Annotated in this window: 17 protein-coding genes; 2 read left to right on the top strand and 15 right to left on the bottom strand. The window is 41.6% G+C overall.

Annotation, left to right across the window (positions count from 1 at the left end):
• The first annotated feature begins 208 nt into the window (after positions 1 to 208).
• Positions 209 to 676 (top strand): GNAT family N-acetyltransferase, encoded by a 468-nt coding sequence (locus DFP80_RS00290; protein ID WP_113914816.1) that lies wholly within the window; start codon positions 209 to 211, stop codon positions 674 to 676.
• Here DFP80_RS00290 and DFP80_RS00285 read toward each other — a convergent pair.
• The 4 genes from DFP80_RS00285 to DFP80_RS00270 form a co-directional block, all read right to left on the bottom strand.
• A complete protein-coding gene (locus DFP80_RS00285) occupies positions 645 to 1,271 on the bottom strand; it encodes a uracil-DNA glycosylase family protein (protein WP_113914815.1) in 627 nt (208 codons plus the stop codon). The two genes, DFP80_RS00290 and DFP80_RS00285, sit on opposite strands and share 32 nt — an antisense overlap.
• Positions 1,272 to 1,344: 73 nt before the next feature.
• The gene (locus tag DFP80_RS00280) at positions 1,345 to 1,827 is read right to left on the bottom strand and encodes an FKBP-type peptidyl-prolyl cis-trans isomerase (protein ID WP_113914814.1); all 483 of its coding nucleotides are present in this window, start codon (positions 1,825 to 1,827) and stop codon (positions 1,345 to 1,347) included.
• Positions 1,828 to 2,077: 250 nt separating this feature from the next.
• A complete protein-coding gene (locus DFP80_RS00275; RefSeq protein ID WP_113914813.1) occupies positions 2,078 to 2,518 on the bottom strand; it encodes a GNAT family N-acetyltransferase in 441 nt (146 codons plus the stop codon).
• Positions 2,519 to 2,559: 41 nt separating this feature from the next.
• Positions 2,560 to 2,922 carry a DOPA 4,5-dioxygenase family protein gene (locus DFP80_RS00270; protein ID WP_113914812.1) on the bottom strand — a complete coding sequence of 121 codons (363 nt, stop codon included), beginning with the start codon at positions 2,920 to 2,922 and terminating at the stop codon, positions 2,560 to 2,562.
• A gap of 262 nt (positions 2,923 to 3,184) precedes the next feature.
• Between DFP80_RS00270 and DFP80_RS00265 the strand changes: the two genes are divergently transcribed.
• The gene (locus tag DFP80_RS00265; protein WP_113914811.1) at positions 3,185 to 6,643 is read left to right on the top strand and encodes a PAS domain-containing hybrid sensor histidine kinase/response regulator; all 3,459 of its coding nucleotides are present in this window, start codon (positions 3,185 to 3,187) and stop codon (positions 6,641 to 6,643) included.
• A gap of 5 nt (positions 6,644 to 6,648) precedes the next feature.
• On the opposite strand, the gene DFP80_RS00260 is transcribed toward DFP80_RS00265, so the two are convergent.
• From DFP80_RS00260 to DFP80_RS00210, 11 genes are all read right to left on the bottom strand, one after another.
• Entirely contained in the window at positions 6,649 to 7,278 is a 630-nt protein-coding gene (locus DFP80_RS00260) for a TetR family transcriptional regulator C-terminal domain-containing protein (protein WP_113914810.1), read from the bottom strand.
• A 135-nt stretch (positions 7,279 to 7,413) separates the two neighbouring features.
• Positions 7,414 to 7,782 (bottom strand): DUF2750 domain-containing protein, encoded by a 369-nt coding sequence (locus DFP80_RS00255; RefSeq protein ID WP_241560184.1) that lies wholly within the window; start codon positions 7,780 to 7,782, stop codon positions 7,414 to 7,416.
• Positions 7,783 to 7,797: 15 nt separating this feature from the next.
• The gene (locus tag DFP80_RS00250; protein WP_113914808.1) at positions 7,798 to 8,487 is read right to left on the bottom strand and encodes a pseudouridine synthase; all 690 of its coding nucleotides are present in this window, start codon (positions 8,485 to 8,487) and stop codon (positions 7,798 to 7,800) included.
• A gap of 29 nt (positions 8,488 to 8,516) precedes the next feature.
• Positions 8,517 to 9,140 carry a GNAT family N-acetyltransferase gene (locus tag DFP80_RS00245; protein ID WP_241560185.1) on the bottom strand — a complete coding sequence of 208 codons (624 nt, stop codon included), beginning with the start codon at positions 9,138 to 9,140 and terminating at the stop codon, positions 8,517 to 8,519.
• A gap of 45 nt (positions 9,141 to 9,185) precedes the next feature.
• Positions 9,186 to 9,806, bottom strand: coding sequence for a YitT family protein (locus tag DFP80_RS00240; protein ID WP_113914807.1), 621 nt, complete (start codon positions 9,804 to 9,806; stop codon positions 9,186 to 9,188).
• A gap of 135 nt (positions 9,807 to 9,941) precedes the next feature.
• Positions 9,942 to 10,226, bottom strand: coding sequence for a S24/S26 family peptidase (locus tag DFP80_RS00235; protein WP_113914806.1), 285 nt, complete (start codon positions 10,224 to 10,226; stop codon positions 9,942 to 9,944).
• Between the two features lie 54 nt (positions 10,227 to 10,280).
• Positions 10,281 to 10,784, bottom strand: a complete 504-nt coding sequence (sodN, locus tag DFP80_RS00230; protein ID WP_113914805.1) for a superoxide dismutase, Ni — start codon at positions 10,782 to 10,784, stop codon at positions 10,281 to 10,283.
• Positions 10,774 to 10,995, bottom strand: coding sequence for a hypothetical protein (locus DFP80_RS00225; RefSeq protein WP_113914804.1), 222 nt, complete (start codon positions 10,993 to 10,995; stop codon positions 10,774 to 10,776). Before DFP80_RS00225 ends, sodN begins: the two co-directional genes overlap by 11 nt.
• Before the next feature lie 32 nt (positions 10,996 to 11,027).
• Complete coding sequence (locus DFP80_RS00220; protein WP_113914803.1) at positions 11,028 to 11,471, bottom strand: DUF2753 family protein; 444 nt, start codon at positions 11,469 to 11,471, stop codon at positions 11,028 to 11,030.
• A gap of 224 nt (positions 11,472 to 11,695) precedes the next feature.
• Positions 11,696 to 12,331 (bottom strand): cob(I)yrinic acid a,c-diamide adenosyltransferase, encoded by a 636-nt coding sequence (gene cobO / locus DFP80_RS00215; RefSeq protein ID WP_113914802.1) that lies wholly within the window; start codon positions 12,329 to 12,331, stop codon positions 11,696 to 11,698.
• A 30-nt stretch (positions 12,332 to 12,361) separates the two neighbouring features.
• A complete protein-coding gene (locus tag DFP80_RS00210) occupies positions 12,362 to 12,976 on the bottom strand; it encodes a trimeric intracellular cation channel family protein (protein ID WP_113914801.1) in 615 nt (204 codons plus the stop codon).
• Positions 12,977 to 13,033 lie beyond the last annotated feature (57 nt).

The following is a 13,033-nucleotide window of genomic DNA, read 5'->3' as shown; positions in this document are numbered from 1 at the left end:
CATTTTAACCCCAGTAAAAACAAGCGTTCAAGCATGGTTTTCACCCTACGAACCTTAATTTTTATTATTTTATTGATATCAGTAAAACGTATTTACAGTCGAGTTTGAAGTTCTTTTTATATGTCCAAAACCAAAGAAACGCTCTCATGTTCATGACGCAATTTAATAGGCATAATATTGGCAAACAAAATTTAATGAGAAAAATGAAATGCTCACTTGGCACTGTCAAACATTTAATGAACTGCCCAATAACACCTTATACGACTTGCTAAAGCTTCGTTCTGATGTCTTTGTGGTAGAACAAAACTGCGTTTTTTCTGATATGGATAATTTGGATACACTGCCTAATACGAGACACTTGTTTGCCTTACAAGATAACAAAGTGGTCGCTTATGTAAGACTTTTGGCAAAAGGTGATTGTTATCCAGATCATAGCAGCATAGGTCGAGTAGTAGTCGCAGAAGAAAGCCGTAAAGATAAATTAGGTCACGTGCTAATGACGAATGCGATTAAAGAAACCCTCAACCTTTGGCCAGACAGTCCGATTAAAATTGGCGCACAATCTCACCTTGAACGCTTTTATCAATCCCACGGTTTTATTACAGTATCCGAACCCTATATGGAAGATGGTATAGAGCATTATCTTATGACGAGGGAACTTGAAGTAACCTACTAACTCTTGCTTTCAGCTCTGGCAAGACTTCAGTTTCAAACCAAGGGTTTTGCTTGAGCCAGCGATTGTTTCTTGGGCTTGGGTGAGGCAATACTAACTTGCCTTGTTCTAACCAATATTGCCATTGCTTCACTTGCTCAGTGACATTGCCAGACTGTCCTAAATGGTAAGCTTGCGCATAAGCTCCCAAGACAATCGTTAACTTAATATTCGTCAGTTGGTTAAGCGCGGCTTCGCGCCATTTTATCGAGCATTCTGGGCGTGGCGGTAAATCACCTGATTTCTTTCCCGCTGACGGTCCACTTTTATGAACACTATTGCCGGGAAAGCAAAAACCCATTGGGACAATAGCGACTTGTTGCTCGTCATAAAATTCGTCTTCAGATAACCCAAGCCAACCTCGTAAACGGTCGCCACTAAGGTCATCAAACGGTCGACCAATATCATGAGTTTTTTTACCTGGTGCTTGCCCAGCGATTAAAAGTTTTGCATTAGGGTGAATTTGTAGAATAGGTTTGGGGGGATACGGCAAAACATCAGCGCAATGCCGACAGGAAAGCATCGCGTCTTTTAGAACAAGAAATGCATCGTACGCCATAAGGTTACCGTATAAAAAAAGCGACCACTGAAATATAAGTCAGAAGCCGCTTCTTTCGTTATTCATTTGGTGCTTAGTGTTCGTGACCACCAGCGCCGTGAACATGTCCATGCTCTAGTTCTTCAGCCAACGCTTCACGGACTTCAATGATTTCAACATCAAAGTTCAATGTTTTACCAGCTAAAGGATGGTTACCATCTAGCATAACGCCATCTTCTTCTACTGCTATAACCGTTACGGGCTGTTGACCGCCTGGCGTTTGAGCCATGAACTGCATGCCAACTTGAATTTCATCAACACCTTGGAAATTCTCAGTCGGTACTTTTTGAATAAGTTCTTCGTGAACAGCACCGTAGCCTTCTTCAGGAGTAACAGAAACAGCAAGTTTCTCACCAGCTGCTTTGCCTTGAAGCGCTTTATCTAGGCCATCAATGATGTTTTGAGCACCACTTAGAAACACTAAAGGCTCTTGACCAACTGAAGAGTCGAGCTCTTGGCCTTGCTCGTCAGTCAAGGTGTAGTGCATGCTAACAACGGCGTTTTCTGTGATTTGCATTGTATTCTCCTAATAAACATATAATAAATAATGAGGGAACGAGCGCTTGATACAAGCAAACCTTACATTTCAACAATAAGCGTACACCGCCACAACACGAACCCAAACAATAGATTGTGGCATTATGATAACGTCCCATAAGCTCAATAACTACCGTATAACCGTACAAGTTTGGTACGTTCGACGATTTTTAAAGGGATATTCGATTAAAATTTTGAAAAAATTCAAAAATAACCTATGTTGATCAAATTTAAAGCATGACTGTATTATCAATTTGAAAAACAGATTGAGTTTTGGCAATAGAGAAACCAAGGGCTGTGTAAAACGCTTTCGCACTCTCTCGAGTATCATTGGTACGCACTCGTAACGCTACGTTTTCACCCACCGCCCACTCTCTTGCTTTTTCGACTAAAGCACGTCCAGCACCATTGAGCCTAGCTTGATCAGATACAGACAAACCAAGGATTTCAATAAAGTCCGCTGAAGCCGCTCGAAAAGCATGTTGGGCATGAAGCCAACCGATCAACTGACCGTTAAGTTCTGCAACCCAGACTTTGTCATAATTAGATAAGAGTAATCGCTCAAGACGCAGTATTGCGAGGTCATCTGAATCTGCATTCTGGTAACCGAGAGACGAAGCGATATTAGCAATAGCATTGGCATCTTGTAAGCTGGCTAGTCGAGTTTCCATCTTGCTTATTGCTCCATTTCATTCATCAGCGTGGATAAAAATCACTCACTCGCTGCCATGAACTGAGAAGTATCAAGCTCGTATGACTTACCTAACCAGCTAACACCTTGTGTATGATCGACATAATCATTACCTGTTAGAGGGTGGACAAAAACATCTAATGATTGGCGATTTAGCATCAACCATGGAATGATCTTGCCGAAAGTTTCTGCCGTAAATGAAAGCTGACAACTCCAAACGGGATGCGGGCCTACAGACTTTTGATGGAAACGCCCAACACGGATGTCGAACAGCTCACTAGCTTGCTCAGCCACCGCCTTTGCCAACTTAACACCGGCTTCGTCTGTGTAATAAAGATGCGCATGGAATGCCTTAATATCATTACTTAAAGAAAGTTGATTCATCGTACCGCCTAATATTCATTAGTAGTCAACTGAAGGAAAACAAGTTTAACATTAGTTTCCTGCGAACCCTCCTCTCTTACTGAAAAAGCAGTATTGTTTGATACGAAATAATAGCTCATCAAAACACACGCATTAATGAATGACACGACCTAAGTCGTAGAGGATTGTCGTATCGTCTGTGTTACATTTATAAAAACAAGACTAAAAGCTCTATAAGACAAACAATAACTATGTATCAGCCTAAGTTCAGGTAATTTATTTAATGACTTTTTTCTGGATTCTGTTAGCCATTCTTTATGTTCTGGGTCTATTCTGGATTGCCATCTGGGGCGATAAAGAAAGCCCAACAGCGAAAAAGCTGACTCGTCATCCTCTGGTCTACAGCTTGTCATTGGCTATTTATTGTACGGCCTGGACGTTTTACGGTTCAATTGGTGAAGCTTCTCGTTCCGGCTGGAGCTATTTCCCCATCCTCCTCGGCCCTATTTTACTCTACTTGTTTGCTTTCCCTATTCTAAGAAAAATGATTACCGTAAGCCGTAAGCAAAACATCACTTCTATTGCAGATTTTATTTCATCTCGATATGGCAAACGCCCGATGACGGCACCCTTAGTCATACTGATTAGTATGCTGGCGGTGATTCCTTATATTGCCTTACAACTAAAGGCCATCGGTTCCAATTTCGCACTTTTTGTTAATCAAGACGAGTCTTCAACCAGTTTAGTTGTATTGGTTGCGACCATTTTAATTGGTATTTTTGCGATGCTATTTGGTACTCGAAAAATCGAAGTTACTGAATATCGTTCAGGTATGATGCTAGCAATCGGGGCAGAGTCTTTATTTAAACTAGTCGCCATTGTGGCTGTTGGTATTGTGGCTGTTCTCATGACTCATGAGTTTGATATCAGCAAACTCAGAAAAAATGTCGATTTTACAGTCTGGAATCCCGAACAGTTTTTGTCCTTCACATTTATCATGCAAACTTTCATGTCAGCGGCAGCTGTCATTTGCTTACCACGTCAGTTTCATGTCACCGTAGTCGATCATCAAGACAATCGACAATCAAACATGGCACGGTGGTTATTCCCTCTATACCTGCTGATCTTTGCCATGATTATTCCGCCAATAGCCATTGCAGGTCAGAGTCTTTTCTCTGCTGATATTAACCCTGATACTTATGTCATTCAATTTGCCTTGGCATCGGATAACCTTCCACTGCAAATGCTGATTTTCTTAGGCGGAATGTCCGCGACTACCGCGATGATTATTATCGCAACTTTTGCCTTAAGCATCATGATCAGCAACGATGTCATTTTACCTCTTATGTTGGCTCGCGCCAGTGCCCAACAACAAGCCCTGCCCTTGTATCGACGTCGGATATTAATCATTCGTCGCTTTGCTATGCTAGGCATATTGCTACTGTCGTTCTTGTATTATCAAAAAATGGCTAATGCTGAATCATTAGCAAACACAGGGATATTGGCTTTTTCTCTCGTGCTACAACTTATGCCTGCGGTATTAGGTGGCCTGTATTGGAAACGTGCCCACGCCCATGGTGTTTATACTGGCTTAACCTTTGGTTTCTTGTGCTGGGTATTACTGATGATGTTACCACTCACAGGTAATATGGATTGGAATATAGAAAGCGCTCAATCCCGCTCAGAACTCATTAGTTATGGTGCTTTCATCAGTTTATTGGCAAACATTTTTGGTTATATAACAGGGTCTTTATTATCAACTGAACGTTTAATTGACAGGATTCAAGCCACCGCCTTTGTCAGCCCAACAACTGAGCTAGAAAAAGGTTTTTTCAAACCCAAAAGCAAGGCTACTAATAGCGATTTTTTTGTGTTGCTAGAAACCTTTTTAGGCAAACAAAAGAGCCAGCAAGTCCTGTCTAGCTTTGAACAAGATTATTGCCAAACCCTTCCATCGAATACGTCACCAAATCGTTTATTTGTAGACTATTGCGAACGAATTCTAGGTGGTGTTTTAGGTGGTTCTTCCGCGCGTACTATTATCAATTCCATCTTGGTTGACAAACAAATCAAGGTAGAAGAAATGGTGACGTATTTAGATGAAACGACCCAAGCCATTCAATTCAGCCAAAATTTACTTTTTGTTTCCATGGACAACTTAGACCAAGGTATCAGCGTAGTCGATAAAGACCTTCGAATCGTTGCTTGGAATAAAACCTATCTGTCCCTTTATCCTTATCCAGAAGGTATGTTAACAGTTGGGTTACCCGTGGAAGAGTTAATACGCTTTAATGCTGAACGCGGCGAATGTGGCGTAGGTGATATAGAAGAACTGGTTAACAAGCGTTTAGAGCATCTTAAAAAAGGCAGCTCTCACCGATTTTTACGCCGCCGAGCAAGTGGTCGAGTCATCGAAATGGTTGGCAACCCATTACCTGACGGCGGCTTTGTTACCAGTTTCACCGACGTCACAGAACACATAGAAAGTCAGCAAGCTTTAAAAGAAGCCAACATAGACTTAGAAAAGCGTGTCGAAGCCCGTACAGTAGAAGTACAAGGCGTTAACAACGAACTGATGCAAGAGATAGAACGCCGTAATCAGGCTGAAAAAGCCCTGATCAGCGCCAAAGCCGAAGCCGAACAGGCAAATGCCTCTAAAACAGAATTTCTTGCCTTAGCCAGCCATGATATTTTACAGCCACTAAACGCTGCTAAACTTTATATGGGGATTTTGCAATCCACAGAACTACCCAATAATACCAACCAAGTCATTGACCAATTATCCGCTTCCTTGGAGTCGACCGAAGCGCTTATATCAACCTTACTTGAAATTGCCCGCCTAGACCAAGGCGCAATTCAACCCACGTTAGTAGACTGTAATTTACAAGACATTCTCGCTCCGATAGTCGCTGAATTTGGTGTAATAGCGGAAAGTAAAAACATTCGACTAGCCACACATTTACGACCTTTTAGAGTCCATACCGACCCAATTTATTTACGCCGAATTATTCAAAACTTTGTTTCTAATGCGGTGAAATACACACAAAAAGGACGCGTGCTGTTAAGCGTAAGACCACGTGCTGGCGTGATATATTTACAGGTTTGGGATACAGGTGTTGGCATCCCAGCCACCGAGCAAAAAAACATATTTGATGATTTCTATCGCTGGGAAAATACCCAAGAACCAGGTATGGGGTTAGGTCTAGGCTTGGTTCGTCGGATGCAGAATCAACTAGGACTAGTAACTAAAATACGTTCTGTTCCCGGCAGAGGCAGCTGTTTCAGCATTGGTATTCCTTTAGCCCAAAGTAATCAAACTATTAATATTTCCAATTCTCAAGCAACCGTCATCCCCCAAGAAAAACAAGCTCATTGCTATGTTTGGTGTATTGATGACGAGCAAAATAATCTCACCGCCATGAACACACTATTAACCCATTGGCAATGTGATTGTCGAACCTTCAACCGCGTTAATGACGCTTTAGAAGCTGAAGGCGAAGCGGAATTACTATTGGTGGATTACCATCTTGATGATAACCAGGATGGCGTGTCTTTGATTAAAGCGTTACGTGATCGCGCTGGAAAAACGATTCCTGCAGTCTTGATCACCGCCCTACGCGACCCTGAATTAATTGAACAATGTAAATTGCAGAACATTACCTACATGGCAAAACCAGCAAAGCCCGCAAAATTACGGGCTTTGGTTCAACACATACATCAATTAAGAGAAGCTGCAAAGTAACAGGGCTAATTAATTGTGGGTAAACTTAAACCACAACCTGCGAGAATAATACCGCTTACCGTATCACCGATACGGTGTAAATCTTCATCTCCCAAGGACTCAATACCACTTAAGGCCAGCACTTGCGCCTCAAAATCTGCGTAATGCTGAGTGGTTGCCCAAATCATATAAATAACACTAGCAGGGTCACATTGACGCATTTTTCCTGCATCCATCCAAGATTGAAGCAAGGCTACGCGAGATTTAAACCATGGCTGTAATTCTTCTTTTAGGTAGTCACCAACGTGCAGCGCTCCACCAATCACTTCCATGGCGAACAAACGAGAAGCCACGCCTTTCTCAAAGCTTTGTTTAAGTTTAACGCGAATAAAACTGTCCAATACAGCGGCGGGATCATCGTCGATAGTCGCTTTATCAAACAAATCATTCCAACCCATTAAGGTCTGATCAAGTACTTGCTTGTACAAGTTTGCTTTGGATTGAAAGTAATAAATGATATTTGGTTTAGGCAAGCCTGCGCGTTCAGCAATATGCTGAAGGCTAGCACCATTGTAGCCTTTTAAACCGAATTCGATTTCAGCGGCTTCTAAAATTTTAACAAAGACTTCTTCACGGTGATTTTGACGTTTGCTCATGGGGGAGTTAAGTCCTTATTTGTATTGTCCCGTTACTGCAAAAAATATCCATAACGCTTTAATAAAAATCAAGTCACTTCTTTATGTCAAAAAAACAATCAGAAAGCGACTATGTATGAATAATTATTTCCAAGATTAAGCCAGTAGCGAAGTCAGCTCTTGTGCTGTCGATAACTTACCTTCATCTTCAATATTCGGAAAAACGGCTACAGTAATCTTGTCTGCTGCAAGGCTAGGTAGCCATTCAGTTTTAAATGTCTCAAGGGAAACAGATACAGGCTCACAGTCGTCCCAATCTTCAATTGCCCACTGGCTGGCAAATTCTGCATCAGGCCAAACCATGACACAATCGCCATCGTCAGTTTCTACCATGACAAAACCTTCTTCGTTACTCAAACTCCAGACGAGCTCTGTGGCTTTTACTTGCCCTACAAAATACGCTAGACGTTCACTGTCAGGCGCGACCAACAGTTGAACACGCTCTTCCATCGATAATTCTTTCATTATTCAATCTCTTTATTAAAAGTAAGCGACTTCTTCGTCGGTTAATTCACGGAACTCGCCAGCCAGAATGTCGGCATCCAGTGACAATGGACCAATCTGATCTCGATGGAGTTCTTCCACTTTATTACCGACGGCTGCCAACATACGTTTTACTTGATGGTATTTACCTTCTTGAATCGTCAGGTAAATATCGCAATCACTAATACGTTCAGCAACAGCAGGTAATGTCGGTTGAGCTTCACCATTCAACATCACACCACCTTCCAATAACTTCAAATCTTCATCGCTAATTGGATCAGCCAACATCATACGGTAGCGTTTGTTACAAGCTTTACGTGGAGAGGTGATTCGGTGTAACCATTGACCATCTGTCGTAAGAAGCAATAAACCAGTAGTGTCTTTATCCAGACGACCAACAATTTTCAGCTCTTGCCCTAGATGAGAAGGCAGAAGGTCCAAGACCGTTGGATGATCTGGATCTTGGGTCGCACACACATAACCAGCAGGTTTATGCAGTAAATAGTATCCCTCAGATGGCCACGCCAAAAGAGTATCATCTAGACAGATCTGATCTCCCTCTTGTACGGTGTAATTGGCTTTTTTAACCACTTCACCGTTTACAGTTACACGGCCTTTTGATGCCGCAATTTTTGCGGCTTTACGTGCCAGCTCAGTCACGTGGGATAAATAAAAATCAAGTCTCAAGGGTATCGCCTATGGCTTTGTTAATTAATTTAAGAGAATACTTCGTGGGTGGTTTCAATTTTTTTGTAAAAAAACGTCGCGTTGTGCAACATACCATTTGCACTACGAGTGTAACCAGGCACTTCACCAAACGGAATATAGCCCATATTGACATACATGTCGTGAGCAATGTCATCACTTCTAACTTCAAGTATAAGTAGCTGTCTTTGCATGGATGCCGCGACACGTTCAACTCCTTGCATCAGCATCCCCCCCAAACCATGTTCTCTCGCTTGAGTATGCACCATGAGCTTCTCCACATCACAACGATGTAATGCATTCGCTTTCGGTGACATGGCAATTTGAACACTACCCACTACTTTATCGTCTTCGCGGATCAATAAAACTTGCCGAGCATTAGCTTGTAATTCATCGTTAATCGACAACCAATAAGCTTTTGCTTCGGATTCACTCATTGGTGGTAAAAAACCAATTGGCGCGCCTGAGTCAACGGCATCACATAACAACTCGACAAGATCATCTAGGTAGGGGTTAAGGTTGTCTACTTTGAGTAACTCCAAACTCTTTTCCTCTGTCTTTTTGATTGCCGTAATAATACCTGAGCCGAGCTCGGTTAGGAAACGCCACACACCGCTTAAGCGAATTGAAGACATAAAAAAGGCGACCTAAGCCGCCTCTTCACACATTGACGATGTAAATTAAACATTCCCCATGTAACGCCCGGGCTTATGATTAACCGCAATAATCATATTTAAAGCGATGGCACCAACAAATGAGATTATGATTAGCGTGTAATCCACAATAAAAACAGACAGCAATACAATCATACAATCAACGGCCATCTGAAATTTCCCCATGGAAATACCATATTTTTCAGAGAGGTAACGCGCCAGAATATTCAGACCGCCTAAACTGGCATTGTGACGGAAAAGCATTAAAAAGCCCACGCCCATCAAAAAGCCACCAGCAATACTGGCATAAAATGGGTTAACCTTATCAAAGCTCACCAACATCGGTGTGATATCAGCAAAAACAGACAAGCAAAATACGGAAAGAAAAGTCTTAATAGTGAACTCCCAACCAAAATGCATAATTGCTAAGATGTAGAATGGAAGGTTAATCAAGAAAAATGCCTGACCAAAGGTTAAAGGAGTCGAATACTTCATTAAAAAAGCCAGCCCAGCTGAACCGCCAGTTAATAAACCTGCATGTGTAAAAAGGTTCACTCCCAGCGCAATAATCAAGGTGCCAAGAATCACAGCCTGGGCATCTTCGAGGCGTGTATGTTTTTTCATTTTAGGTATTTCTGCAGTCGACATGAATTTCTCTTTGGGTAAATCAATTATAGGTATGAAGGGAGGTGGATTTTAGAGAAAAATAGGCCTAAGACCAATATCAAGACAGAAAGCATTTTTTAGCCACTTTTAAAAAGTGTCTATTTTCTTGTACACAAATCAAGACGCTCTAATTCGATGAATGACCTTTCCCACGACTCGCCTTGGAGATACCCAACCAATTCTTTCAGATTGAAGGCTTTGATTGCTCTCCCCACCGAGCCAAAGCTGCCCATCTGGAGCGATGTGCAGCACTTTTTTGATAATAAAACCATATAGCGCGTGATCAACTACAACAAGATGACCAACTTTAAGTTTTTTATGCCAGCGACTGGTAAAAACAAAATCGCCGTCATGTAAACTTGGAGACATACTTTCGCCCTGCACCTTGATTAAATCAAGCATGATCACTCCTTTATGTAATCCTTTTACTAAATTAAGAATCTTTCAAAAGCCGTTTTAATTTTTTAGATCAGGATAAACCACATCTAACATAGGCGGGTAAGGACAAGCAGCACGATAAGTGGCAACCCCCTTTGTAAACCAAAAAGCTTCTGCAAAGTCATTTACCAATCCAATCAGCTTCTCTCCTTCTAAGCGATCAATTCCCTGTTTACACTTTGAAGCTTGCAACATAATGGAATGCACTAAGTCATGAACATTCGCTACTTGCTCAAATTGTGGGGCTTTAAAGTAATCCCCCCAGATAATCCGAACAGCCTCTTTCACTTCAGTACAAGCCAATTCTTTTTCACTTACTAAACGAGAAATTTGAGCAAAATCCGCCACACCTATAGATGCTTTGTCTTCTACTTCTTTAATAAGGTCCATTAAGCGAACACAGCTCAATGCGGCTAACAAAGCAGTAGATGGGTCATAAATTTTACAAGGTATATCACAATGAGCTTGCGCGGTTTTAAAGCCGATTACTTTATCTAACGTTTTAATCACACTATGCATCATGGCTAATTTCCTCTCGTTCAAGTTGTTTACGACGACGTAACAGCTGCTTATACACAAAGCCGCCAACAATAATGCTTCCCACCGCGAACACGGTTAAGGCATGAATCAGATCACTCGCCCAATGTGAGCCATCATGACCAGGATGGGCCAGCACCCCCTGACTCATAGCAAGAAAAACACTACATAACATGACAGTAATAATATATTTCATATCATCACTCCTCTTTTTATTAACAAAAAACGTTAGTGACGCACCATAGTGGCAGGTATAGACACAGCGTTAGACAATGACTGCATTAAGGCCCTACTTTGAGCCGAAACTTCTTTGCTATAACTCTGAGTAAATAACTCCCACTCGAAACGGATATGCGTAGCGGTTCTCATAATAAGATCACGCTGTTCATTATCTAGATCAGGTCGGGCGATAATGGTTTGAAGAAAATTAACCGCACACTCAAATTGTGTATTAGCAGAAATAAAATCTCCCAAGGCGGTATAAGACTCGGCAATATTCAAAAAGCTTACAGCAGCGGCTGCAACAGCGGATTCAGCATCTAGATGGAAATCTTCATCAAATGAACGCTCAGCTTCCATTAATGCCTGTCGGTTTAAATCAACGGCATCAGTAAAAGCATGGTTTGAATAAGCTCGATTAGCTTGTCTAGTTAAACGCTCCCAGTCCTGCATTGTTTCCTCCACGATATGTTATGATGCATCAATAAACCTAATGAGAATCATTATCGTAAAGTATTTTAAAAAAATCCAGTTAATTTGAGAATAAATCTCATTTAGATGTATTTTTTACATTTTGATGAGACTGAGCAGACACCAAGAAAAGGTAAAGAGGGGCAAAGGAAAGGAAAATGAATTGAACGAGAAAATAAATCAGAAGAAGTAGCTCGTGATACGAGCTACCACTCAATTCCAATTTGAGCTTTTACACCATTTGCAAAAGCATGACGCTCATTGGCAATTTTACTGTGTGTATCAACGCTATCTAACAAAGCACGTGGTGCTGTGCGCCCTGTCATCATTACATTTTGGTGATCAGGACGAGCCGCCAACGCTGCAATCAAGTCACCTTCGTTTAAATAACCATATTTGTACATGTAAGTGATTTCATCCAACAAGACAAAATGCACACTAGGATCAGACAAGACATTCTTAGCCAATAACCATGCTTGTTCTGCGGCTTCTTTCTCCAATTCTGGGTTACGAGTTTCCCACGTAAAGCCGTGCCCCATGACGTGAAAATCAACCAGTGGATGATCGCCAAAGAACAACTGCTCCCCCGTCGCCTTGCGCCCTTTTATAAATTGAATCACCGCACTTTTTTGTCCGTGCCCTAAAGCACGAGCCATGGTACCAAAAGCGCTAGAGCTTTTACCCTTGCCGTTACCAGTTAACAATATGGTTACACCACGCTCCTCCGTTGCTGCGGCAATACGCTGATCAACAACCGCCTTCTTCTTTAGCAAACGCGCTTCGTTCTTTTCTGCTTGCTCTGCATTTGGGCCTTGGCTTTTTTTAACAGAAGTATTCGTCATAATTTGTCTCTTTAACGTTATTTTCTTGTACTATTTTTTCTTGTACAGCAGCCAACTTGGATAATACAAATCTTTATGTATCGCGAATACCCTTAGTATAAAGACTAAAGCGACGGCGTAAATCGAGTTAAACTCATGTGTCGGTACGTTTTTTTCAAGTAATACCAATAACAGAGCACCTAAGAAAGCCGGCGTTGCGTAAAACTCTCGCCCTAAAACTAGTGGCGGACGATGGCTCAAAACATCACGAATAATACCGCCTGCCACACCTGTGATAATCCCCATAGTAATCGCAATGGTTGGAGGGAAACCTAGATTCAACACTTTTTCCGTCGCGACAACGGTAAAAAGTGCTAAACCAAATGAATCGGCATAATGGAAAACCGTTTGTCTATCTTCAATAAAACGCACCGTAAAAAATGCTAAAACAGAAGATGAAAATGCCACCCACAAATAAGACGTATCTTTTACCCAGTAAACTGTTTCGACCGATAATACAGCATCCCGGATCGTACCGCCGCCCAATGACGTTACCATACCAAGAAACACGACACTAAAAAGATCCATGTCTTTTTTACCGGACGAAATAACACCCGTGATTGCAAATGCAGCAATCCCAAACATACCTAAAAGATATAGCAACATTTTTCTTTTTCTCAATCGAACATAGGACTATCTGGCGAATGCCAAATTCAACATTAA

Source organism: Marinomonas rhizomae (assembly GCF_003315485.1).
GTDB lineage: Bacteria > Pseudomonadota > Gammaproteobacteria > Pseudomonadales > Marinomonadaceae > Marinomonas > Marinomonas rhizomae.
The sequence above is the reverse complement of the archived record's forward strand: the minus strand, read 5'-3'. Positions and strand labels throughout refer to the sequence as shown.